Source organism: Micromonospora sp. WMMA1998, assembly GCF_027497375.1.
In the GTDB taxonomy this organism is placed as follows: Bacteria; Actinomycetota; Actinomycetes; order Mycobacteriales; family Micromonosporaceae; genus Micromonospora; species Micromonospora sediminicola.
On sequence record NZ_CP114911.1, the window covers coordinates 3,506,786 to 3,529,302 of the forward strand.

Sequence of the window (22,517 nt, forward strand, 5' to 3'; positions counted from 1 at the left end):
TCAGGGGCCGAACGGGTCGGGGCGACGTTCGAGCAGCTTGTGCAGCGTCTGCTGGATGGTCTCCCGCACCTGGTCGGCGAGGTTGAACACGACCAGCGGGTCGTCCGCCGAGTCGCGCAGGTGCGCGGTCGGGATCGGCGGGCAGAACTCGATCAGCCACTTGCTCGGCAGCGGCACCATGCCCAGCGGCCCCAGCCAGGGGAAGGTCGGCGTCACCGGGAAGTAGGGCAACTTGAGCAGCCGGGCGAGCGGCTTGATGTCGGCGAGCATCGGATAGATCTCCTCGCCGCCGACGATCGCGACCGGCACGATCGGCGTGCCGGTGCGCAGCGCGGCGGAGACGAAGCCGCCCCGGCCGAACCGCTGGAGCTTGTAGCGGTCGGCGTAGAGCTTGCCGACCCCCTTGAAGCCCTCCGGGAACACGCCGACCAGCTCGCCGTTGCCGAGCAGCCGTTCCGCGTCCGGGTTGCAGGCCACCGTGCCGCCGGTCTTGCGGGCGAGTTCGGAGACCACCGGCATCCGGAAGACCAGGTCGGCGCCGAGCAGCCGCAGGTAGCGGCGCTGCGGGTGCCGGTCGTGCAGCGCGGCGGAGAGCACCAGCGCGTCCAGCGCCACGGTGCCGGAGTGGTTGCCGACCACCAGGCCGGCGCCGTCGGCCGGCACGTGCTCCACGCCGCCGACCTCGGTGCGGAACCAGTCCCGGTAGAGCAGCCGGACCAGCGGATGGAAGACCGCGTCGGTGAGGTCGGGGTCGAAGCCGAACTCGTCGACCTCGTAGTCACCGGAGAGCCGGCGGCGCAGGAACGCGAGGCCCTGGGCGACCCTGCGGTCCCAGTGGTCCCCCGGCCGGTCGGCCACGGCTGGTCCCGGCGGCGTCGTGTGCCGGGCGGCTTCGGTTCCCGGGCCGGCCGTGCCGGAGCCGGCCTCATCCGGCCTCGCCTGCTTGGCGGTGGCCTTCTTCGCGACCGCCTTCTTCGCGACCGCCTTCTTCGCCACCGCCTTCCTGGCCGGTGGGCGGGCGGCGGGGACGCCCGGCGCGTCGGCGGGACCGGCGTCGGCAGCCGCGCCGGACTCGACGGCGGCGCGTGCGGGCTCGTCGGCGGAGGTGTCCGGCTCGTCGGCGGGCGCGGCCGGGCGGGCGGCCGGCGCGGTGACCCGGCGGTGCCCGTTGCGCCGCGCCGGCTCCGCGCCCGGCTCGGGCACGGTCAGCGGTACGTCGTAGCGCGCGTCACGCCGCTCCTCCGGGCTGCTCACGAGCGCTCCTGGACGGTCGAGCGGACCTGCCGGATGCTCTCCAGCACCAGCTGCTCCGCGGCGGCGAGCTGGTCCCGGGTCACCACCACGCCACCGTGGTGGGCGCGGATGAAGTCCTCGAAGGCGGCGGCGGTGGAACGGGGGGTGAAGCCGTACTCGCGCTCCAGCCGGCTGGTGTCGACCACCCGGCCGTGCACGAAGAGGTCGACCTGGTCCAGGCCGTAGCGCCCGAAGCCCATGGTGCGGGCGACCGCGGCCACCCCGGCCAGGCCCGGCTCCAGCACCGGCAGCGCCACCCGACCGGCCCGGCGGATCGCCTGGGACAGCGACAGCACGCCCGGCCCGGCCACGTTGTAGGTCCCCGGGTGTTCCTCGGCGACCGACCGGTGCAGCACCTCCAGGGCGTCGTCGACGTGGACGAACTGCAGGCGCGGGTCGCGGCCGAAGACGGTGGGCACCACCGGCTGGGAGAAGTAGCGGGTGAGCGTGGTGTCGGCCGCGTACCCGATGAACGGGGCGAAGCGCAGCACGGTGGCGGTGACGTCCGGCCGGCGGCGGCGGAACCCCCGCACGTACCCCTCGATGTCGAGGATGTCGCGGCCGAAACCGCCGCGCGGCACCTCGCGTGGCTCGGTCTCCTCGGTGAAGACGGCCGGGTCGCGGAACGACACCCCGTACGCGGCGGTCGACGAGCGGACCACGAGCTTGCGCAGCCGGGGCGCCCGCTGGCAGGCGGCGAGCAGCTGCATCGTGCCGATGACGTTCTGCTCCTTCATCCCCGTCCGGCCGCCGAGCTGCGGATCGGGGGCGGAGACCAACGCCAGGTGCACCACGGCGTCGACGTCGAGGTCGGCCAGGAGACCGCCGAGCGAGTCGAGGTCGATGCGGACCCGCTCGACGTCCGAGAGCAGGTCGGTCAGCTCGGGGTTGGGCGGAGCCGGGTCGACGCCGATGACGCGCTCGATACGCGGGTCGGCGGCGAGCCGGGCGGCGACGTTCGCGCCGAGGTAGCGGCCGACCCCGGTGACGACGACGACCCCCGGAGCACCGGAGGTGCCACCGGGGGTCATGTCGTGCGCCTTGCGCGGCAGGCGGGATCGAGCCGGGACGTCCGCGGCCTGATCACCTGAGCCTCCGAGGGTCGACAGTTGGCAAGTGGTGCCGGATGCCGGGCCAGAGCCCGGCCCCGGTCACTTGCCGAGACGGCGACGCTGGACGCGGGTCTTGCGCAGCAGCTTGCGGTGCTTCTTCTTAGCCATGCGCTTGCGGCGCTTCTTGACCACCGAGCCCATACGACAGCCTTTCGATGCAACGTGCGGGGCGGACCGGGAGGCGCCACCACCGGTGGCGCCGTGCCCGCTTCGGACAACGGACCGGACCAGCGTGGTGGGCAGGGCACACCAGGGTGCGGTCACGGTCGTGGTCCAGGGTAGCCGGAGTGCGTCAGCAGGACCAACGCGCCCCCGTCGATGCCCCTTTTCGTCGCACTCGGCGGACCGGCCGCCGAGGGGTCAGGCGGACTCCTGGAACGCGCCCCGGAGGTATTCGTGCACGGCGTGCTCGGGCACCCGGAACGACCGCCCGACCCGCACCGCGGTCAGCTCACCGCTGTGCACGAGACGGTAGACCGTCATCTTGGAGACCCGCATGACCGTTGCCACCTCGGCGACGGTCAGGAACCTGACATCCGACAGCCGTGCGTCGGACTGCGACCCGGCCATGGCTCACCGACCCATTCCCGTGCCCGGCGCGTGTCACCGGGCAGGTGCTCCCGCCTCGACGAGCGACGCGCGTGTAACCAGTACGGTAGCGGGACGGCTGTGACCAGCGCGATCCCTTCTCTCCTTTGATCATGGCGGGACGGCCGTTCACCCGGTGTCCACCAGGGCTTTTTCGCCCGGACGGGTGGCGCGTCCCGTTCCCGTTCGCGGGACCGGTGGCCGGTGGCGCTACTCGGCGCGCAGCGCCACCACCGGGTCGAGCCGGCCGGCCCGCTGCGCCGGCACCACGCCGAACACGATGCCCACCGCGGCCGAGACGCCGAACGCGAGCGCCAGCGACCACCAGGTGATCGCGGCCGGGATCGGCGAGAACGTGTCGACCAGCTGCGCGGTGCCGACACCGAGCGCCATCCCGGTCAGGCCGCCGATCGAGGTGAGCAGCACCGCCTCCAGCAGGAACTGCACGCCGATGTCCCGGGGGCGGGCGCCGACCGCCTTGCGCAGGCCGATCTCGCGGGTGCGTTCGCGTACCGAGACCAGCATGATGTTCGAGACGCCGACGCCGCCGACCAGCAGCGAGATGCCGGCGATGGCGGCCAGGACGCCGGTGAGCACCCCCAGGATGTCGCCGAGCACGCCCAGGATCTGCTGCTGGGTGACGGCGCTGAACTCGGTGTCCGGGTGCCGGCGGGACAGCTCCGCCACGATCCGCTCGCCGAGCTGGTCGATCCGCTCCCGGTCCGGCGCCTTGACCGCGATGCCGTCGATCCGCTGGGTGCCCCACAGCCGCTGCGCGGCGGTCACCGGTACGTGCACCTCGTCGTCCCGGTCCACGCCGAGGCTCTGCCCGAGCGGCGCGAAGACGCCGATCACCCGGAACCGCACGCCGGCGAGGGTGACCTGCTGGCCGAGCGGGTCCCGCTCGGGGAAGAGCGCCCGGGCCACCGAGGCGCCGAGCACCGCCACCCGGCGGCTGGTGTCGACGTCGGCGCCGGTCAGGTAGCGACCCCGGGCCAGCGACCGGGTGAACACGGACGGGGTGGTCTCCAGCACGCCCTGCACGGTGGTGAAGTCGGACCGGTTGCCGGCCCTCGCCGTCGCGCCGGAGGCAACCGTCACGGCCACCCGGCCGGGGTCGCCGACCACCCGGGAGACGGCGTCGACGTCCTTGAGGTCGAGCGGCGACACCACCGGGGCGGTGCCCACCTCGATCTTTCCGGGCACCACCAGGAGCAGGTTCGAGCCGAGCCCTTCGACCTGCTGCTCCACCTGCTGCTTGGTGCCGGTGCCGATGGCTACCAGGATCACCACCGAGGCGACCCCGATGATCACCCCGAGCATGGTCAGCAGGCTGCGCATCCGGTTGGCCCGCAGCGCGTCCAGCGCCACCCGCCATGCCTCGGCCACCCTCATCCGGCACCCCCGGCGCCGGTGCGCGGAAGGCGCCCGGTGGCTCCGGTGGCGCCACCGGAGCCACCGGGCGGGTGCCCCGGGCCGCTTCCGGACGCGGACCGGGGCTCCGCGCTGGGAGCGGGGTCCAGTGTCGCAGGTGCGCCGGAACCGCCCGACCCCGGTCGATCATGACGGGTGTCGGAACGGATCAGCCCGTCCCGCACGGCGATCCGGCGGCGCGCCCGGGCGGCCACCTCCTGGTCGTGCGTGACCATCACCAGGGCCACCCCGGACTCGGCGTTCAACCGCTCCAGCAGCTCCAGCACCGCCTCGCCGGTGGCGCTGTCCAGGTTGCCGGTGGGCTCGTCGGCGAGCAGCACCGCCGGTTCGGTGACCAGCGCCCGGGCGATCGCCACCCGCTGCTGCTCGCCGCCGGAGAGCTGGTTGGGCCGGTGGTGCAGCCGGTGGGAGAGCCCGACCCGGCCGAGCATCGCCGCCGCCCGTTCCCGGCGCTGCCGCGCACCGACGCCCCGGTAGACCAGCGGCAGCGCCACGTTGTCCACCGCGGACGTCCGGGCCAGCAGGTGGAACGCCTGGAAGACGAAGCCGATGGTCTCGTTGCGCAGCGTCGCCAGTTCCGGGGCGGTCAGCGTGGCCACGTCCCGGCCCCCGATCACCAGCCGACCGCCGGTGGGCCGGTCCAGCCCGCCGAGCAGGTGCATCAGCGTGGACTTGCCGGAGCCGGACGGGCCGATCACCGCCACGTACTCGCCCTGGTCGATGGTGAGCGAGACGCCACGCAGCGCGGACACCGACACCCCGTCCAGCTCGTACGTGCGCGAGACGTCGACCGCCTCGACCGCGGCGACCGTCACGGCAGTTCCTGGCCGTCGCGGACCTGGTCGGCGCCGCGCACCACCACCCGGTCACCGGCCCGCACCCCGTCCACGATCTGCACCAGGTCCTGACCCTGCACGCCGACCGTCACCGGGACCCGGTCCGCGCGTCCGTCGCGCAGCACCCAGACCGCGTCCCGCCCGTCCGCGGAGAACACCGCCGAGGCCGGTACGGCCACCGCGTCGGCGGCCTCCCGCACCCGCAGCCGGACCACCGCGTTCATCCCGGGGCGGGGCGCCGGCGCGGCCTCCGCCTCACCGAGCCGACCGGCGCCCAGGTCGAGCCGGACCCGGTAGGTGACCCCGCCCCGGGCCGAGCTGGTGGGCAGCACGTCGACGGAGCGCACCGTGGCGTCGTAGGTCGCGCCGGTCACCGCGTCCAACTCGACCGAGGCCGGCACCCCGGCCCGGACCAGCAGCACGTCGGTCTCGTCGACCTCGGCGAGCAGGCCCAGCCGCCCGGTGTCCACCACCGTGAGCACCGGGGTGCCGGCGGTGACCCGGCCACCGGCCGGCACCACGTCGTCGACCCCGGCCGGCGGGCCGCCCTGACCGGCCGCGCCCAGCGCCGACGGGTCCAGGCCGGGCACCGCCCCGCCCCCGGTCGCGCCGAGCAGCCCGGCGAGGTCGCTCGGTGCGGCCGCCCGGGTGCCACCCGGCTGCACCACACCGCCGATCGGGGCGCGCAGCGTCAACGCGTCGACGGTCGCCTTCGCCAGGTCGTACGCCTGCTGGGCCTGGAGGCGCTGCGCGGCCGACAGCGCGCCGACGGCGCTGTTCAGGCCCGCCACGCCGCGTTGCACGGCGGTGACCGCGCGGTCGGCGGCGCGGGCCGCCGACTCGTACTGCTGCTGCGCGGACCGGACCTGGAGCAGCAGCGCGGCGCGCAACTGCGGGTCGCCGACCTTGCCCGCGGCGGCGCGGGCGGCGGCGAACGCCTCGTCCGCGGCCCGGTCGGTGCCGCGCCGGCTACCGCCCAGGTCGCCGACGCCGACGCCCCGGCCGGCGCGCTTCGCCGCGCGCAACGCCTCCCGCGCCTGCGTCAGCCGGTCCCGGGCGGCCGGCGAGTCGATCACCGCGAGCACCTGCCCGCGGGTCACCCGCTGTCCGGGTTGGACCCGCAGGCTCGCCAGCGTGCCGTCGGCGGGGGCGGTGAGGGTGGCGGCGGCCCGGGCGGTCACCGTGGCCGGCGCGTCGATCACCTCGCTCACCGGCGCACGGCCGACCGGGGCGACGGCGACGGCGGAGGTGTCGTCACCGCAGGAGGCGGCGGTGGTGCCGGTCAGGGCGACGACGGCGAGGAGGGCGGTGACGAGACGGGGGCGGCGGGCCGCGGGCAGCCGCGGCGAGGGAGTGCGGGCCACCCGGCCCATGCTACGACCCGTCGACCGGTGTCGACGGGTCAGCCGGCGGCGGTTCGCACGTAGGCGACGCAGTCGCCCTGCAACGCCGACCACGGGTCGCCGAACACCTCGTCGGCGGCCTCGGCCGGGGACCGGCGCTGGTGCACCACGGCCCGGAAGAAGTCCAGCACCCGCTGCTCGCCGTAGCGGTCGACCAGGTGCCGCACGGCCAGGTACCCGACGCCGTAGGCGCCGCCGACCCGGTCGTCGCTCGCGTCGTCGGCCGGAGCCACCGCGTCCAGCCGGCCGGACCACCCGCCCTTGAGCAGCTTGCGCACCTCGGCCAGGCCCTCGTAGCGGTCGACCGGTTGACCGTCGGTGCCGGCGTACTCGGCCAACCCCTCCACCAGCCACCAGTTCGCCCGGTCCGCGTAGCCCTGCTCCGGCAGCGAGGCGGCGTGGGTCAGCTCGTGCCGCAGCAGGTCGTCCACCCCGGCCGGGGAGAGGCTCTGCGCGTTGAGCACGACGTCGTGCCGCCCCCCACCGACGCCCACCGCGTACCCGGCGGTCCACTTCGGTCGGCCACCGCCGTACCAGCGCTGCCACTCCGCCCGCCCCGCGTAGAAGATCAGGTAGCGGTCCGGAGGCGTGCCGTCGACCGCGTACCGGTCCGCGGCGCGGGCGGCCGACTCCGCCTGCGCCAGCAACCCCGCCAGCTTGGCCCGCTGGGCCGGCGTGGTGGCCACCACCGCCCGCTTCCCCACCGCGACGGCCAGGTCGCTGACCTCCCACGGGCGTACGCCCGTCGGATCCGTCCGGGACGGCTCCAGGGCGGCCAGTCGCGGCTCCTCCCCCACCACCCGCCACCGGGTGCCCATCGTCGCCGTGCTCGGCCCGCAGCCCGGCACCACGAAGCAGTAGCCCACGGTCACCGTGAGCCGCCACTCCCCGGGCCGCCCGTCGACGGCCACCGGCACACCGACGGCGGCGGGTCGCCACACGCTGGTCCGCAGCGCGCGCAAAGCCGCGTACCGCTTGCTGAGCGCCGGCCGGGCCGCCGGCTCCGCCACCGCGAGGAAGCCGGCCCGGTCGCCGCCGAGCAGTGCGGTGGCCTGCCGGTCGAGCTGCGCGACCATCCGCTCCGCGAGCCGCCGCTGCGCCGGCGTGCCCCGGTCCTCGCGGCCCGCGGCCGGCCGCCCGGCCGCGTCGGGCGCCAACTGCCGCAGGAGTACGCCGGGCACCGCACCCGCCGTCAGCCCGAGGGCCAGGCCGAGGGCGGTCCAGAGCGGCCACCGCCGTTTCTTCGCCGCTCTCCCGATCGGGGCAGGCGCATGGGGTACGGCCACCTGCGGCGGCATCGAGGGCGGCGTTGTCAGGGGCGGCGTTGTCAGGGGCGGCGTTGTCAGGGGCGGCGTTGTCAGGGGCGGCGTTGTCAGGGGCGGCGTTGTCGAGGGCGGGGTTGTCGGGGGCGGCGTTGTCGAGGGCGGGGTTGTCGGGGGCGGGGTTGTCGAGGGCGGCGGCGCCGGGCGGGGAGCGTCGGCGCCTTCCTCGGGCGCGGCCGCTGCCGGAGGGGATGCGGGCGTGATCGGCTCGGGCACTGTCGGCCCTACGGCCGGGGCGGCCGGCACCTGCGCGGACGCGACCGCATTCGGCGTCGGGTTGGCCGGGCTCGATTCCGGGGCGGATGCGACCGACTCGGGGACGACAGCACTCGGCTCGGAGGCGACGGCATCCGGCTCGGAGGCGACGGCATCCGGCTCGGAGGCGGCCGGTCCGGAGGCGGGGACCTTCGCGACCGGCCGGGGTGTGCCCTGCGCTGACGACTCACGGCTCGCCGGGTTCGGACCGTCGACCGGGGTCGGATCGGGTGGCGCCTCGACGCGCGGGGTTGGCCCCTCGCCGTCGCTCCCGGCGCGTGGCTCGTCGCCGTCGGCTGCCCGGCCGGGAGGCTCCTCGTCGCCGTCGGTCACCGGCGAAGGGTACGACCAATCGGGCGTTCCGGGAAAGAGTCCTCCCCGTAATCCCTGCCTCCCCCACCCGGCACCGCGCCGTACCGGCACCGTGCGTCGATCTTGGAGTTGTGGCGCCCAGCATGTCGGATTGACCCGTTATCCGAGGTGCCACAACTCCAAGATCGACGGTGACGCGGACGCGGGCAAGGGTGCGGACGCGGGCGGCCGGGGCGGGCGGTCCGGGCGAGAGCCCGCGACCAGTCTCCGCGCCGGACCGCGAGCCAGATCTTGGAAGGAAACGGCCCCCACAGGCGGACTCAATCGGTGGTTGCAACACCTAGTAGCTGGGTCATCTTCTCACCGGGGGTGGCCCAGCCCAGGGTCATGCGGGGGCGGTCGTTGAGTTCGTCGGCGATGGCGTTGAGGCCGGTTTGGTCGATGGTGGTGAAGTCGAACTGGCCTTTGGGGAAGTACTGGCGTAGTAAGCCGTTGGTGTTCTCGTTGCTGCCGCGTTGCCAGGGGCTGTGTGGGTCGCAGAAGTAGACCGGGCAGTCGGTGGCGATGGTGAAGTCGCGGTGCCGGGCCATCTCTGTGCCCTGGTCCCAGGTCAACGAGGCCCGCAACCGCTGCGGTAGCCAGGTCATCGCCGCAGCCAGCTGAGACACGACGTGTTCGGACACCTTGCCCTCGGGCAGCCCGACCAGGATCACGAACCGGGTAGCACGTTCCACCAGGGTCGCGATCGCGGAACCACCGCGTCCACCCCGACGTACTCCCTCGAGCAGGTCGCCCTCCCAATGCCCGGGCACCGCCCGATCGGCGACCTCAGCGGGTCGGGCGCTGATGTTCAACCCGAGCCACGGCCGCACGGAGCGAACCGCCGCCGCGGCCACCGGCCGGCGCCGACGCGCCGCCCGCCCAGACCGCAGGGCCACCTGACGGGACAACTCGGCACGCAGATTCCCCCGCGCCTGCAGGTAGATCGCCTGATAGATCGTCTCGTGCGACACATGCATCTCCGGCCGCAGCGGGTACTCCAGCCGCAGCCGAGCGGCGATCTGCTGCGGCGAACGACGTCGACGCAGCATATCCAGCACCGTCTGACGCAACAGCCCGTCAACAGCTAGCCGCGGCACACGCTTGGCGCGGTTATGCCGCAGAAACGACGCCCACTGCGCCATCGACGGCTGATACCGCTGCCCGTAACGCTCGAACCGGCCCACCTCCCGCGAGACAGTCGACACCGCCCGCCCCAACCGACGCGCGATCGACCGCAACGACTCACCAGCCGCCCGACCCAACCCAATCTGCTCCCGCTCCAGCGGGCTCAACCTCGACGCCACAACCACCCCAACGAAGATCATCCGAAGGGTGTTGCAACCACCGGTTGAACCCGCCACAGGGGCCTCAAACCTCCAAGATCCAGCAGCCGCGTGTCGAGATCTTGGTACCGATCCGCCCCTCCGGGGGCGTTCTCGTACCAAGATCCGCCGGGCACCTCGCCCCGAGGGCGGGTCAGATCGGGTTGCCGGAGCGGATGAGGAGGGCCTTGTCGACGGCCCAGAGCAGCACCAGGGCCGCGCCGGGAAGCGGGTGACCGGCCAGCGCCAGCAGGACGCCGCCGGCGAGGAAGCAGGCCGCCTGCACGCCCAGCTTGGCCGGGGCGGGCAGCACCACGGTCGCCCGGGGCGAGCAGAACACGCCCCAGACGACGGCGATCACCAGCGGCGCGCCGAGGCCGGCGAGCAGCCGCACCGGCCAGCCGGCGTCGAGCGTGAAGCCCCAGAGTCCGGCCGCCGCGAGCAGCGCCAGCTCCAGCAGGAAGATGAGGCCCAGCAGCAGCGCCTTCATCGGGACCGCCAGCCCCGGTAGGCGAGGTCGAGCCCGGCGACCATCTGGTCGAACGAGCGGTCGACGTCGCGGGGCAGCCCGAACCCGCCCGCCGCCTCCAGGGAGACGAAGCCGTGCACGGTGGCGCGGAACATCCGGGTGGCGTCGACGGCCGCGTCGCCGTCGAGGCCGTACCCGCGCAGGATCGCGAAGATCGCGCCGACCGCGCGTTCGGCGGCGGCCAGGTGCTCGGGGTCGGCCGGGTCGGGCGCGCGCTGGGCGGCCGGGTAGCGGCCGGGGTGCCGGTGGGCGTACGCCCGGTAGGCGGCGGCGACGGCGCGCAACGCGTCGTCGCCGGACCGGCCCGCGACGGCGGCGGCCAGCACGTCGGCCATCTCGGCGGCGGCGAGCACGGCGAGCTTCTGGTGCAGCGCGTCCACGCCCCGCACGTGCTTGTAGAGGCTGGGCAGCGCGACGCCGAGCCGGCCGGCGAGCGCGGCCAGGGTCAACCGGTCGTAGCCGACCTCGTCGGCGAGCACGGCGGCCTCCCGGACCACCGTCGCGGGGGTCAGTCCGGCCCTAGGCACGCGCGGTCGCCGTCAGGAACTCGGTCAGGTCGGCGGCGGTGGCGTCGGGCTGGTCGGCGTGCGGGTAGTGGCCGGAGTCGGCGATCATGCGAGCCTCGGCGACGGCGAACTGCCGGCGGGCGGCGCGGGCCTCGGCGCCCGGGTCGGGGAAGTCCGGGTCCTTCGTGCCCATCAGCACCAGCACCGGTTGCCGCACCTCGGGCGCCCGGGCGGTCCAGTGCGGGTCGACCGGCGCGATCACCCCGCGCACGGCGTCCATCCGGCCGCGCAGCCTGGCGACCATCTCCTTGCGGTACGCGGCGTCGTCGGCCGGTCGGCCACACGGGAAGAGCGTGTTGTGGAACAGCCCGAACAGGCGGGGGCTGCGGAGCACGGCCGCCTGGGCGACCCGCATCGCCAGGTTCGGCTTCGGCGCGCCGACGAACGGGCTGATCTGCACGATGCCGCTGACCAGGTCGGGCGCGTCGGCGGCGGCGAAGACGACGCCGGCCCCGCTGGACGAGCTGCCGACCAGCGTGGCCGGCCCACCGCCGAGCGCCCGGACCACGGCGAGCAGGTCGCCGCCGACCTCGGCCGGGGCGTACGTGGGCCAGTGCGGGCTGGAGTCGCCGTGCCCGCGCACGTCGACGGAGGCCACCCGGTAGCCGGCCGCAACCAGTCGGGGTGTGAGGTGCCGGAAGGCCGCCCGGTTCTCCCCCATGCCGTGCGCGAGCACCACGAGGGGGCCCGCGCCGTGCACCTCGTACGCGATGGTCCCGCCGTCCCGCACCACCTGGCTAACAGTCATAGCCAAAAAGCTAATCCCATTAGCCTTGCCGGTCAAGCCTCACTTCTTCGAGACCACCGCGCGGCCGAAGAACATCAGGTTGGCCGGGCGCTCGGCGAGCCGGCGCATCAGGTAGCCGTACCACTGGTCGCCGTAGGGGACGTAGGTGCGGACCGTGTAACCCTCGCCGACCAGGCGCTTCTGCTCCTCCGGGCGGATGCCGTAGAGCATCTGGAACTCGAACCGCCCCGGGTCGCGGTCGAACCAGCGGGCCCGGTCCTCGCCGATGGCGATCAGGCGCGGGTCGTGGGTGGCCAGCATCGGGTAGCCGTCGCCGGCCATCAGCACGTTCATGCAGCGCACGTAGGACTTGTCCACCTCGCGGGCGGACTGGTAGGCCACCGACTCGGGCTCCTTGTACGCGCCCTTGCACAGCCGCACCCGCGAGCCGGCCGCGGACAGCTCGCGGCAGTCCGACTCGGTCCGCCGCAGGTACGCCTGGAGCACCGCGCCCGTCGACGGGTGGTCCTTGCGCAGCTTGGCCAGGATGTCCAGGGTCGAGTCGGTGGTGGTGTGGTCCTCCATGTCCAGGGTGACCGTGGTGCCGACCGCGTCGGCCGCCGCGCAGATCTGGCGCGCGTTGTCGTACGCGAACTGCTCGTCGAACGCCTGGCCGAGCGCGGACAGCTTCACGCTGACCTCGGCGGCCGGGGTGAGGTCGGCGGCCCCGAGCAGGCGCAGCAGCCTGAGGTACTCGTCCCGGGTGGCGTCCGCCTGCTCCGGGGTGGTGGTGTCCTCGCCCAGGTAGTCGAGGGTGACCGCTTGGCCGTCGGCGACGAGTGCGCGGGTCGCGCGCAGCGCGTCGTCCGTGGCGGCGCCGGCGACGAACCGGCGGACGACGTCCCGGGTGAACGGGGCCGTCGCGACGAGCCGCTCCACCTGGGTTGACCGGGAGGCGGCGAGGATGACGGAACGGAGCATGAGCCGAGCGTAACGCCCGGCCCGGGGCCCTCGCCGGGGACGGCGGCCAACCTCACTCGGCATGCGAACTCGGGACGCGGGGCACCGGCGCTGGCGGCCATCGGCTACAACGTTCACGTGGATCGACGACACCCCCGGCGCCGGCTCCGCTCGGCCACCGTGCAGCTCGGCGCGCTGACCGCGCTGGCCCTCGCGCTCACCGGTTGCAACAACGGCTACGACGACGACGATGACGACTGCGCGCTCGGCCCGGCCGGCGGGGGCGGCGACACCGTCGCCGTGGCCCTGCGCGTCCCGGCCCCGGCCACGGCAGCACGCGGGGACACGGCCCCGGCCGCCGCGCTGCCCGACCGGGGCGGCTTCGGCACCCACCTCGCCTCCTGCGGCGGCTGACGTGCGCCGTGAGGCGAGCACCCCGCGCCCCGACTGGGACGACACCATCCGGACCCAGGGCCTGGTGTACGTGGACACCGAGCTGCCCGACGGCGAGATCATGTCGTACTGGGACGAGACCGCGGCCTACTCCTTCACGCTGGACGAGGTGCTCCGGCTGGAGGAGGCGACCGAGGAGCTGCACCGGATGTCCGTCGCCGCCGCCGAGCACGTGGTGTCCCGCTGTCGGTACGCCGAGTTCGGCATCCCGGAGTGGGCCGCCGAGGCGGTCGCCCGCTCGCTGCGGGAGGCCCCGCCGACGCTCTACGGCCGGTTCGACCTCTGGTACGACGGCAGCTGGCCGCCGAAGATGCTGGAGTACAACGCCGACACCCCGACCGCGCTGGTCGAGGCGAGCATCGTGCAGTGGTACTGGCTGGAGGACACCCGCCCGGACGCGGACCAGTGGAACAGCCTGCACGAGCGGCTGACCGCCACCTGGGCCAAGATCGGCGCCGGGCTGCACGACCCCCGGGTGCACGTGCTCTGGTCGAACGAGGAGGAGTCGGGCGAGGACCAGATCACCGCCGGCTACCTGGCCGAGACCGCCCGCCAGGCCGGGCTGGACGTGACGCTCATGCCGATCCAGCACGTCGGCTGGGACGGGCGGCGCTTCGTCGACGCCGACGACCGGCCGATCACCACCTGCTTCAAGCTCTACCCCTGGGAGTGGATGCTCGCCGAGCCGTACGGGCGTCCGGCGCTGGACCCGGGCACCCCGACCACCTGGATCGAGCCGGCCTGGAAGCTGCTGCTGTCGAACAAGGCGCTGCTGGCCGTGCTCTGGGAGCTGTACCCGGGCCACGAGCTGCTGCTGCCGGCATACCTCGACTCGCCGCGCGGGATGACCGAGTACGTGGCCAAGCCACTGCTCGGTCGGGAGGGCGGATCGGTACGCATCGTGACCGGCGGCACCGAGATCACCAACCCGGGGATCTACGGCGACGAGGGCTTCTGCTACCAGAAGTTCCGCGCGTTGCCCGAGTTCGCCGGCTACCGGACGGTGCTCGGCAGCTGGATCGTGGACGGCGGGTCGGCCGGTGCCGGGGTACGGGAGAGCGAGAGCCTCATCACTGACGGTTACGCGCGGTTCCTGCCCCACTACATCGACGCGCCGCGTCTGCCCTGAGTCGTCTACCGTTGGTGTCGTGAACTTCGACGCGTACGCCCGGACCGGGGTCGAGCTCGTCAACGCCCGGCTGGACGACCTGGACGGCCTGCGGGCCCTCTTCCCGGACGAGAACGCCTGGATGCGCGACGAGGTCGCGGAACGGGACCTGGCGATCTTCCGGCGGGCGCAGAAGCGCCTCCGGGACGTCTTCGCGTACGGCACCTCGGGGCGGGACGGCGAGGCGGTGGCGGAGCTGAACGCGCTGCTGGAGGCGTTTCCGGTGCAGCCGCGCATCTCCGGCCACGACTCCTCCGACTGGCACATGCACGTGACCAGCCGGGGCGCCTCGGTCTCCGCCGAATACCTGGCCGGCGCGGTCTGGGGGCTGTCGGTCTGGCTCTGCGAGTACGGCAGCGCCCGGTTCGGCGTCTGCGCGGACGAGCGCTGCGGCAACGTCTACCTGGACACCTCGTCCAACTGCTGCCGGCGGTTCTGCTCCGAGCGCTGCGCCACCCGCTCGCACGTGGCCGCGCACCGGGCCCGCAAGCGGGCCGCCGTCGGCGAGCAGGCGGTGCCGGCCCAGCCGCTCTCCCCGGTCATCTGACCCTCGGCGGGCGCGAGCCGGCTCAGGCCGGCGACCGGCGCGGGCCGGGTCAGGCGTCGACCGGTGAGGGCGCGGTCAGGTTGGCCCGGGCGAACTCCAGCGACTCCCGCAGATCCGCCTCGCGGACCGCGCGGCTCTTCGCGCCCCGGGTGGTGACCTCCACCGCCACCGAGCCGGTGAAGCCGCGCCCGGCCAGCGAGCGGAGCAGCTCCGCGCAGGGCTGGCCGCCCCGGCCGGGCACCAGGTGCTCGTCCCGCCCCTCGCCGGTGCCGTCGCCCAGGTGCACGTGCGCCAGGCCGGAGCCCATCCGGTCGGCCATGGCCAGCGCGTCCGTGTGCGAGGCCGCGCAGTGCGAGAGGTCGAGCGTGTAGGAGGCGTAGCCGGTGTCGGTCGGGTCCCAGCCCGGCACGTACGGCACGAACTGCCGGCCGGCCATCCGCACCGGGAACATGTTCTCCACCGCGAAGCGCAGCCCGCCGAAGCGCCCGGCGATGGTGTCGAGCCCGTCGGCGAACGTGCGCGCGTAGTCGCGCTGCCAGGTGAACGGCGGGTGCACCACCACGGTCGGCGCTTCCAGCGTCTCGGCCAGCTCGGCGGCCCGCCGCAGCCGCTCCCACGGGTCGGCGCTCCACACCCGCTGGGTGACCAGCAGGCAGGGGGCGTGCACGGAGAGCACCGGGATGCCGTAGTGCTCGGACAGGCCGCGCAGCGCGCCCGGGTCCTGGCTGACCGGGTCGGTCCAGACCATCACCTCGATGCCGTCGTACCCGAGCGCCGCGGCGAGCTGGAACGCCGCCGCGGTCCGTTCGGGGAAGACCGAGGACGTGGACAGGAGCACCGGGACGCGGGAAGTCACGCCTCTGAGGGTAGCCGCCCCCGCCAGGAGGCATCGGGACGAGCAGCCGCAAAGCGCCCAGAGCGGCCGCGCGGATCACATCGGCGCGAGCTGATCCAACCGACGCAGGATGACTCCCTCACGCAGCGCCCAGGGGCAGATGTCCAGACTGTCGACGTCGAGCCGGCGCATGACCGCCTCGGCCACCACCGCGCCGGCCAGGAGCTGGTGGGCCCGTTGCGCGCTGACCCCCTCCAACTCCGGCAACTGGGCCGGCGGGATGTGCCGGACGAACCCGAGCACCTGGCGCAAGCCGGTGCGGGTCAGGCTGCGCCGGGCCCAGAGACCGGCGCCGGACGGCTCGGCCCCGGCCAACCGGGCCAGCGTGCGGAACGTCTTCGAGGTCGCGACCGGACGCTCCCAACCCACCTCGGTCAACTGCTTCACCACCGGGTCGAGCTGCGCGTCCACGTATGCCCGCAGTTCCTCCACGGCCTCGGCCGGCGGCGGCAGCAGGCCGGCGGGGTCGACCGCCAGCCGCTCCCGGCTGAGCCGGCCCGCCCCGAGCGGCAGCGACACCGCGACGTCCGGGTGCTCGTCGATGCCGGCGGCCAGCTCCAGCGAACCGCCGCCGATGTCCATCGCCAGCAGCCGGCCGGCGGACCAGCCGAACCACCGCCGCACCGCGAGGAACGTCATCCGCGCCTCGTCCGCGCCGGAGAGCACCTCCAGGCGTACGCCGGTCTCGTCGCGGACCCGGGACAGCACCTCGCCGGCGTTGGTGGCGTCGCGGACCGCGCTGGTGGCGAACGCCAGCAGGTCCTCGGCGCCCAGCCCGTCGGCCGCCGCGCGGGCCATGCCGACGGCCTTGACCAGCCCGTCCGCGCCGGTGTCGGTCAGCGCGCCGTCCGGGCCGATCTGCTCGGCCAGCCGCAGCACCACCTTCTCGGAGTGGGCCGGCCAGGGGTGGGCGCCGTGATGGGCGTCGACCACCAGCAGGTGCACCGTGTTGGAACCGACGTCGAGGACACCCAGTCGCATGGGAAGAACCCTAGGGGCAACACGTTTCGTCGGCTCGCCGGCCGGGCGGGGTGACCGCGCGTACGCTGGTCCGGGTGACAGGGCAGATCGAGCTTCACGTGCTGGTGGACGACCCCGACGACCCGCGCAGCCGCGAGGTCGGGCTGGACTTCCCGCGGGAGTGGATCGAGTTCGTCGACCCGGCCGACCCGAAGCACGTCGTCCGCGCCGACCTGACCTGGCTGCTGTCCCGCTGGACGTGCGTCTTCGGCCGGGGCTGCCACGGCATCATCGCCGGGCGGGCCGCCGACGGGTGCTGCTCGCACGGCGCGTTCTTCACCGACTCGGACGACGAGAAGCGGGTGCGGGCGGCGGTCAAGCGGCTGACGCCGGAGACCTGGCAGCACTTCCGCCGCGGCTTCAAGAACTGGACCGAGAACGACACGGTCGACGGCAAGACCTCGGCCCGCCGCACCGCCACCCGCGACGTCGACGCGCCGTGCGTGTTCCTCAACGACGCCGACTTCGCCGGCGGCGGCGGCTGCGCCCTGCACGCCCAGGCGCTGCGCGACGGCGTGCACCCGCTGGAATACAAGCCCGACGTCTGCTGGCAGCTGCCGGTCCGCCGCGACCAGGAGTGGCACACCCGGCCGGACAACACCAAGGTGCTGATCTCCACGCTCGCCGAGTTCGACCGGCGCGGCTGGGGCGCGGGCGGGCACGACCTGGACTGGTGGTGCACCTCGTCCACCGACGCGCACGTCGGCGCCGAGCCGATGTACCTCTCCTACGGGCCCGAGTTGACCGCGCTGGTCGGCGCACCCGCGTACGCGAAGCTGGCCGAACTCTGCGCCGCCCGCTTCCGCCAGGGCCAGGTCGCGCCCCACCCGGCCAGCGAGTAAGGAAGGGCCCCTTATTAACGCCTCCGGTAGAGGAGGGGACCCCTCTTAACGCTCCGGGAGCGCCGCGTCGATCAGGGCGTGGGCGCTCCGCTTCGCCGCGTCGGCGACCGCCGGGTCGCCGTCGAGCACTCCGCCGGCCAGCCCGCCGTCGAGCAGCAGGGTCAGCTGACGGGCCAGCAACTCGGGCTCGGCCGCCCCGGCCTGCCGGGCCAGGTCGGTCACCCAGGCCCGCACCGCGTTCTTGTGCGCGACGGTACGAGCGTGCACCGGGCTCCCGGCGGGTGACTCGGCCGCGGTGTTGATGAACGCGCAGCCGTGGTAGCCCTCGCGGCGGCAGGCGCCGCCGAGTGCGTCGAACATGCCGACGAGCTGCGCCCGGGGATCGTCACCGGCCTCCCGAGCCGCGTCCCGCAGCGCCCCGGACCAGGCCTGGTCGACCTTGTCCAGGTACGCCAGGACCAGATCGTCCTTGCGTGGGAAGTGCTTGTAGAGGGTGGCCTTGGCGACGCCCGACTCGGCGATCACCGTGTCCACCCCGACGCCACGTGGCCCGTACGCGTAGAACAGCCGGAACGCGGTCTCCAGGATGCGGTCCCGGGCGGTGCCGGCGGGCGTGCGGGCCATGGTTCCTCCTCCGTCGTTCGGCGAAGTCTACAGACCGGTACGTCTCCTCACCCCTTCTAGTAGACAGACCTGTCTGTTAGTCTCGGTCGCATCGGGCGTGGCAGTCGTGGTCGCGCCGTAACCGGAGGACGGATTCGACATGCGCATCGCAGTACTGGGCACCGGCATGGTGGGGCGGGCCATCGCCGCTCGCGCGGCCGAGCTGGGGCACGACGTCGTGGTCGGCACCCGGGACGTCGCCGCCACCCAGGCAGGAGACTGGGGCGAGTGGGCCGCCGGACATTCCGGCGTCACCCTGGCCGGCCACGCCGACGCCACCGCCGAGGCCAACCTGGTGGTGAACGCGACCAACGGCGACGGCTCCCTGCCCGCGTTGAACGCGGCGGGTGCGGAGAACCTGGCCGACAAGGTCCTGCTCGACATCGCCAACCCGCTCGACTTCAGCAAGGGCTTTCCGCCCACCCTGTCGGTGGTCAACGACGACTCGCTCGCCGAGCGGATCCAGCGGGCGTTCCCCCGCACGCGGGTGGTCAAGGCGCTGAACACGCTCACGGCCGACCTGATGACGCACCCCCGGCAGCTCGCCGACGGTGACCACAGCGTCTTCGTCTCCGGCGACGACGCCGAGGCCAAGAAGGTGGTCGTCGACCTGCTCACCAGCTTCGGCCACACCGACGTGATCGACCTGGGCGACATCACCACGGCACGGGGCACCGAGATGCTGCTGCCGATCTGGCTGCGCCTCTACGGCCGGCTGGGCACTCCCCTGTTCAACGTCAAGGTCGTGCGCTGAGAACGCGTGAAGGCCGGCACCCCGAACCCGGGGTGCCGGCCTTCACGTCTTACTTGTTCCAGTGCTCGGCCACGATGTCGGTGGCCTGCTTCTCCCACTGCGCGTACGCGTCGGGGTAGGCGGAGACCTGCACGGTCTGGGCGGCCTCGGTCAGGGGCATCTTGTCCCAGCCGTCGACCTGCTTCAGACCCTTCAAGAAGGCCAGGGTGGAGTACTCGGGGTCGGTGATCTGCTCCGGCGTACCCCAACCACTCGACGGGCGCTGCTGGAACAGGCCCAGCGAGTCGTGGTCATTGCGGTCGCCGAGGTGCCCGAGGTTCTCCAGCTTCGACTCCTGCAGGGCGGTGGCGATCGAGATGACCGCGGCCCGCTCCGGCAGACCGGCCTTCTTCGTCGCGGCGATGATCGCCTTCGCGTTGGCGGTCTGCTCGTCGTTCAGCGTGATGCTCGACTGCTCACCCTGCACGGAGGCGACCGCGACGGGCTTACCGGCGGCGTGGGCGGGGGTGTCGGCGTGGGCGGCGACGGGGCCGGCGAACACGCCACCGGTGAAGGCCAGACCAGCGATACCCAGGATGCTCTTACGCAGGATCGTGTTCATGAGGGGGCTCCATTCGGGGGTCAACACACCGGGGGGTGTGGGCACCGTCAGGCGCACAAAGAAGTCTTGGGGGATCCGGCTGGCTCGCGGGGCCGGGGAGCCTCTACGCGGCGCCGGGATGATGTGTAACGACCGGCGGTCTGCCGTCATTCCCCGCCGGGGGCGGGGCGGCTCGGGGGGGTCGCCTGCTCGGTCGCTCACCCGTCTACAACGCCGCCGACCCACCGCCGATTCCGCGCCCAGGGTGCCGCCCACCACCGCCGAACCGGACAACCCACCCCACACCGGCCGCGCGGGGTGGAACAACACGGGTGCATCCGACCCCCGTAGACACCCATGACGTTCCACCCACCGGCCGCGAACCCCGTCAGTGGAACACCATGGGTGTGTCCCGGCCCTGGCAGACACCCCACCCCGTGCCCACCGCCCGCCAACGAGCGATACGCCCACCCAACCGCAGACCAGCCCCCGCACACCGGACGCCCCCGCCGCCCGCCCGGGCAGGCCGTAGCGGCCCCTTGCAGCCCGCGACGATCGACGACAGTTCCGTTCGCGGCGAACAACGACTGCCCGACGATCGCTTCAAAGATCTCCGAGAGTGAGACGGACAGCGGGGAGGTGCGGCACGAGACGAATGAGCAGGCGCGACGCGGACACGGAGCAGTGCGACGAGGCGAGAGACCACGGGCAGCGCGGCCCGACCCGCCGTGGCCGGAGTCGGTCAGGTGGCGGGGTGAGGGGGCCGCGACGGTCACGGCTCGAACTTGTAGCCCAGGCCCCGGACGGTGACGATGTAGCGCGGCGCGGACGGCTCCGGCTCGATCTTGGAGCGCAGCCGCTTCACGTGTACGTCCAGCGTCTTGGTGTCGCCCACGTAGTCGGCGCCCCAGACCCGGTCGATGAGCTGGCCACGGGTGAGCACCCGGCCGGCGTTGCGCAGGAGCAGCTCCAGCAGCTCGAACTCCTTGAGCGGAAGCTGCACCCCGGCGCCGTCGACGGTCACCACGTGCCGCTCGATGTCCATCCGTACCGGGCCGGCGGCCAGGGTCGGCGCGCCCGTCTCGTTGGCCTCGGTGCTCTGCCGGCGCAGCACCGCGCGGATCCGCGCGACCAGCTCACGGGGCGAGTACGGCTTGGTCACGTAGTCGTCGGCGCCGATCTCCAGGCCGACCACCTTGTCGATCTCGCTGTCCCGGGCGGTGACCATGATGATCGGGACGTGCGAGCGCTGGCGGAGCTGACGGCAGACCTCGGTGCCGGACATCTCCGGCAGCATCAGGTCGAGCAGCACGATGTCGGCGCCGGTCCGGTCGAACTCGGTGAGGGCGGAGGGACCCGTCGCGGCGACGGAGACCTCGAACCCCTCCTTGCGGAGCATGTAGGACAGGGCGTCGGAGAACGATTCCTCGTCCTCGACCACCAGTACGCGGCTCAACGGGTGTTTCCTTTCCTGTGGTCAGACCTGCCGGAGCTCGGCCGGGCCGGCCTCGATCCCAGCGGAGGCGAGTGTCGCCTCCAGGTCGTCCGGGGGGCGGGCAGGCAGCCGGAGGGTGAACGTCGACCCCCCACCAAGGGTGCTCGACACATCCACCCGACCGCCATGGTTGCTGGCGATGTGTTTGACGATGGCCAGCCCCAGGCCGGTGCCGCCGGTCGCCCGGGAGCGGGCCTGGTCGGCCCGGTAGAAGCGTTCGAAGATCCGGTCGACCTCGTTCGGGGCGATGCCGATGCCCTGGTCCGCGACGGCGACCTCGACGTACTCGTCGGTGCCCCGCACGGTGACCCGGACCGTGGTGTCCTCGGCCGAGTAGGTGATCGCGTTCTCCACCAGGTTCGCCACCGCGGTCGCGAGTTGGCTGTCGCTGCCGTACGCGGTCAGGCCCCGCTGCCCGTCCACGACGATCTCCACCCGGCGGGCGGTGGCCGCGGTGCGGGTCCGGTCGATCACCTCGGCGAGCACCCAGTCCAGCGAGACCGGTTCGGGGGCGGGCTGCGGCTCGGCGCCTTGGAGCCGGGTCAGCTCCAGCAGTTCCTGCACCAGTCGGCCGAGCCGGGTGGACTCGTGCTGGATCCGCTCGGCGAACCGTCGCGCGGCGACCAGGTCCTCGGAGAGGTCGGGCGCGCCGTCGCCGGCCGGTTCGGTGGCGTCCACCAACGCCTCGGCGAGCAGTTGGAGGGCGCCGATCGGGGTCTTCAGCTCGTGGCTGACGTTGGCCACGAAGTCCCGGCGTACCCGGGCCAGGCGGTGTGACTCGGTGACGTCGACCGCCTCGATCGAGATGTAACCGGCGCCCAGTCCCATGGCCCGTAGGTGCACGCCGAGCGGGTTGACCCCGGAGCTGTCGCGGCCCCGGGGCAGGTCCAGCTCGATCTCGCGGCGCACGCCCGTGCGGCGGACCTGCCCGGCGAGGGTACGGATCAACGGGTGCGCCGCGATCGAGCCGGGTGTCGCCCCGGTGCGCAGCAGCCCCATCGCGCGGGCGGCCGGGTTCACGAGCACCGGCACGTCGTCCGGGTCGAGCACCACCACGCCGGCGCGCAACGAGTCGATCGTCTTGCGGCCGAGCCCGGAGAGGCCCCCCTGCTGGTCGTCCGGAATCGTCGGCCTCCCTGCGTCACGGCGGGAGGTCCCGCCGCCCCGCGACGCCCGGCGGCGTCGCCATTCCCCGACGGGCTCGGACAGCAGCGACCCGGCGACCAGCCCGGTCACCAGCGCCACGGCCACCGCGATGGCCACCGCCCATTCCACCCGGCGATCGTAGGGTCATTGTTAACCCGGGGATCGGGCACAAGGGGACGAACCACTCTCGCTTCCGGGAAAGTTCACCTGCGGGTCCCGCGTCGTTCATCCGCGTTCACCCTGGTGCCGGCCG

General features: G+C 73.6%; 24 protein-coding genes. 5 read left to right on the forward strand and 19 right to left on the reverse strand.

Annotation, left to right across the window (positions count from 1 at the left end; genetic code table 11):
- The 13 genes from O7600_RS15725 to O7600_RS15785 all read right to left on the reverse strand — a co-directional run bounded on the left by O7600_RS15725 (nucleotide 1) and on the right by O7600_RS15785 (nucleotide 12,722).
- The gene (locus tag O7600_RS15725; RefSeq protein ID WP_091576911.1) at nucleotides 1–858 is read right to left on the reverse strand and encodes a lysophospholipid acyltransferase family protein; all 858 of its coding nucleotides are present in this window, start codon (nucleotides 856–858) and stop codon (nucleotides 1–3) included.
- A gap of 392 nt (nucleotides 859–1,250) precedes the next feature.
- On the reverse strand, nucleotides 1,251–2,324 hold the full coding sequence (locus O7600_RS15730; RefSeq protein ID WP_281588089.1) for an NAD-dependent epimerase/dehydratase family protein: 1,074 nt from the start codon (nucleotides 2,322–2,324) through the stop codon (nucleotides 1,251–1,253).
- A gap of 120 nt (nucleotides 2,325–2,444) precedes the next feature.
- Entirely contained in the window at nucleotides 2,445–2,546 is a 102-nt protein-coding gene (locus tag O7600_RS15735; RefSeq protein ID WP_007465623.1) for an AURKAIP1/COX24 domain-containing protein, read from the reverse strand.
- A 219-nt stretch (nucleotides 2,547–2,765) separates the two neighbouring features.
- Nucleotides 2,766–2,975 (reverse strand): helix-turn-helix domain-containing protein, encoded by a 210-nt coding sequence (locus O7600_RS15740; protein WP_013288759.1) that lies wholly within the window; start codon nucleotides 2,973–2,975, stop codon nucleotides 2,766–2,768.
- A 228-nt stretch (nucleotides 2,976–3,203) separates the two neighbouring features.
- Nucleotides 3,204–4,388: an ABC transporter permease gene (locus O7600_RS15745; protein ID WP_281588091.1), complete on the reverse strand. Its 1,185-nt coding sequence runs from the start codon at nucleotides 4,386–4,388 to the stop codon at nucleotides 3,204–3,206.
- Nucleotides 4,385–5,242, reverse strand: coding sequence for an ABC transporter ATP-binding protein (locus O7600_RS15750; protein ID WP_281588093.1), 858 nt, complete (start codon nucleotides 5,240–5,242; stop codon nucleotides 4,385–4,387). Before O7600_RS15750 ends, O7600_RS15745 begins: the two co-directional genes overlap by 4 nt.
- A complete protein-coding gene (locus tag O7600_RS15755; protein WP_281588096.1) occupies nucleotides 5,239–6,636 on the reverse strand; it encodes an efflux RND transporter periplasmic adaptor subunit in 1,398 nt (465 codons plus the stop codon). Before O7600_RS15755 ends, O7600_RS15750 begins: the two co-directional genes overlap by 4 nt.
- A 29-nt stretch (nucleotides 6,637–6,665) precedes the next feature.
- Complete coding sequence (locus tag O7600_RS15760; protein ID WP_281588098.1) at nucleotides 6,666–7,952, reverse strand: hypothetical protein; 1,287 nt, start codon at nucleotides 7,950–7,952, stop codon at nucleotides 6,666–6,668.
- Between the two features lie 923 nt (nucleotides 7,953–8,875).
- Nucleotides 8,876–9,922 (reverse strand): IS30 family transposase, encoded by a 1,047-nt coding sequence (locus O7600_RS15765; RefSeq protein ID WP_281588100.1) that lies wholly within the window; start codon nucleotides 9,920–9,922, stop codon nucleotides 8,876–8,878.
- 151 nt (nucleotides 9,923–10,073) lie between these two features.
- Nucleotides 10,074–10,409 (reverse strand): YrdB family protein, encoded by a 336-nt coding sequence (locus tag O7600_RS15770; protein WP_281588102.1) that lies wholly within the window; start codon nucleotides 10,407–10,409, stop codon nucleotides 10,074–10,076.
- Nucleotides 10,406–10,975, reverse strand: a complete 570-nt coding sequence (locus tag O7600_RS15775) for a TetR/AcrR family transcriptional regulator (RefSeq protein ID WP_281588104.1) — start codon at nucleotides 10,973–10,975, stop codon at nucleotides 10,406–10,408. The genes O7600_RS15770 and O7600_RS15775 overlap by 4 nt, the downstream gene beginning before the upstream one ends.
- On the reverse strand, nucleotides 10,968–11,762 hold the full coding sequence (locus tag O7600_RS15780) for an alpha/beta hydrolase (RefSeq protein WP_281588106.1): 795 nt from the start codon (nucleotides 11,760–11,762) through the stop codon (nucleotides 10,968–10,970). Before O7600_RS15780 ends, O7600_RS15775 begins: the two co-directional genes overlap by 8 nt.
- Before the next feature lie 39 nt (nucleotides 11,763–11,801).
- On the reverse strand, nucleotides 11,802–12,722 hold the full coding sequence (locus O7600_RS15785) for a proline dehydrogenase family protein (protein WP_281588108.1): 921 nt from the start codon (nucleotides 12,720–12,722) through the stop codon (nucleotides 11,802–11,804).
- Nucleotides 12,723–12,839: 117 nt separating this feature from the next.
- Between O7600_RS15785 and O7600_RS15790 the strand changes: the two genes are divergently transcribed.
- From O7600_RS15790 to O7600_RS15800, 3 genes are read left to right on the forward strand one after another with little or no spacing between them, the layout of a single operon-like run.
- On the forward strand, nucleotides 12,840–13,115 hold the full coding sequence (locus O7600_RS15790) for a hypothetical protein (protein ID WP_245666126.1): 276 nt from the start codon (nucleotides 12,840–12,842) through the stop codon (nucleotides 13,113–13,115).
- A gap of 1 nt (nucleotide 13,116) precedes the next feature.
- Nucleotides 13,117–14,283 (forward strand): glutathionylspermidine synthase family protein, encoded by a 1,167-nt coding sequence (locus O7600_RS15795; RefSeq protein ID WP_281588114.1) that lies wholly within the window; start codon nucleotides 13,117–13,119, stop codon nucleotides 14,281–14,283.
- A gap of 19 nt (nucleotides 14,284–14,302) precedes the next feature.
- Nucleotides 14,303–14,869, forward strand: a complete 567-nt coding sequence (locus O7600_RS15800; RefSeq protein WP_281588116.1) for a CGNR zinc finger domain-containing protein — start codon at nucleotides 14,303–14,305, stop codon at nucleotides 14,867–14,869.
- A gap of 49 nt (nucleotides 14,870–14,918) precedes the next feature.
- Here the strand turns inward: O7600_RS15800 and O7600_RS15805 are convergent, their stop codons facing one another.
- Together O7600_RS15805 and O7600_RS15810 are read right to left on the reverse strand one after the other, a co-directional pair.
- Nucleotides 14,919–15,725: a sugar phosphate isomerase/epimerase gene (locus tag O7600_RS15805; protein WP_281588118.1), complete on the reverse strand. Its 807-nt coding sequence runs from the start codon at nucleotides 15,723–15,725 to the stop codon at nucleotides 14,919–14,921.
- A gap of 75 nt (nucleotides 15,726–15,800) precedes the next feature.
- The gene (locus tag O7600_RS15810; protein ID WP_281588120.1) at nucleotides 15,801–16,745 is read right to left on the reverse strand and encodes a Ppx/GppA phosphatase family protein; all 945 of its coding nucleotides are present in this window, start codon (nucleotides 16,743–16,745) and stop codon (nucleotides 15,801–15,803) included.
- 74 nt (nucleotides 16,746–16,819) lie between these two features.
- Here O7600_RS15810 and O7600_RS15815 point away from each other — a divergent pair, with 74 nt between their 5' ends.
- Complete coding sequence (locus O7600_RS15815; protein WP_281588122.1) at nucleotides 16,820–17,626, forward strand: hypothetical protein; 807 nt, start codon at nucleotides 16,820–16,822, stop codon at nucleotides 17,624–17,626.
- 45 nt (nucleotides 17,627–17,671) lie between these two features.
- On the opposite strand, the gene O7600_RS15820 is transcribed toward O7600_RS15815, so the two are convergent.
- A complete protein-coding gene (locus O7600_RS15820) occupies nucleotides 17,672–18,250 on the reverse strand; it encodes a TetR/AcrR family transcriptional regulator (protein WP_281588124.1) in 579 nt (192 codons plus the stop codon).
- Nucleotides 18,251–18,389: 139 nt separating this feature from the next.
- Between O7600_RS15820 and O7600_RS15825 the strand changes: the two genes are divergently transcribed.
- Nucleotides 18,390–19,043, forward strand: a complete 654-nt coding sequence (locus O7600_RS15825) for an NAD(P)-binding domain-containing protein (protein ID WP_281588126.1) — start codon at nucleotides 18,390–18,392, stop codon at nucleotides 19,041–19,043.
- Nucleotides 19,044–19,092: 49 nt separating this feature from the next.
- On the opposite strand, the gene O7600_RS15830 is transcribed toward O7600_RS15825, so the two are convergent.
- From O7600_RS15830 to O7600_RS15840, 3 genes are all read right to left on the reverse strand, one after another.
- Entirely contained in the window at nucleotides 19,093–19,644 is a 552-nt protein-coding gene (locus O7600_RS15830; RefSeq protein WP_281588128.1) for a hypothetical protein, read from the reverse strand.
- Between the two features lie 751 nt (nucleotides 19,645–20,395).
- A complete protein-coding gene (locus tag O7600_RS15835; RefSeq protein ID WP_099163537.1) occupies nucleotides 20,396–21,079 on the reverse strand; it encodes a response regulator transcription factor in 684 nt (227 codons plus the stop codon).
- Between the two features lie 21 nt (nucleotides 21,080–21,100).
- Nucleotides 21,101–22,393 carry an ATP-binding protein gene (locus O7600_RS15840; protein ID WP_172967910.1) on the reverse strand — a complete coding sequence of 431 codons (1,293 nt, stop codon included), beginning with the start codon at nucleotides 22,391–22,393 and terminating at the stop codon, nucleotides 21,101–21,103.
- Nucleotides 22,394–22,517: the final 124 nt, after the last annotated feature.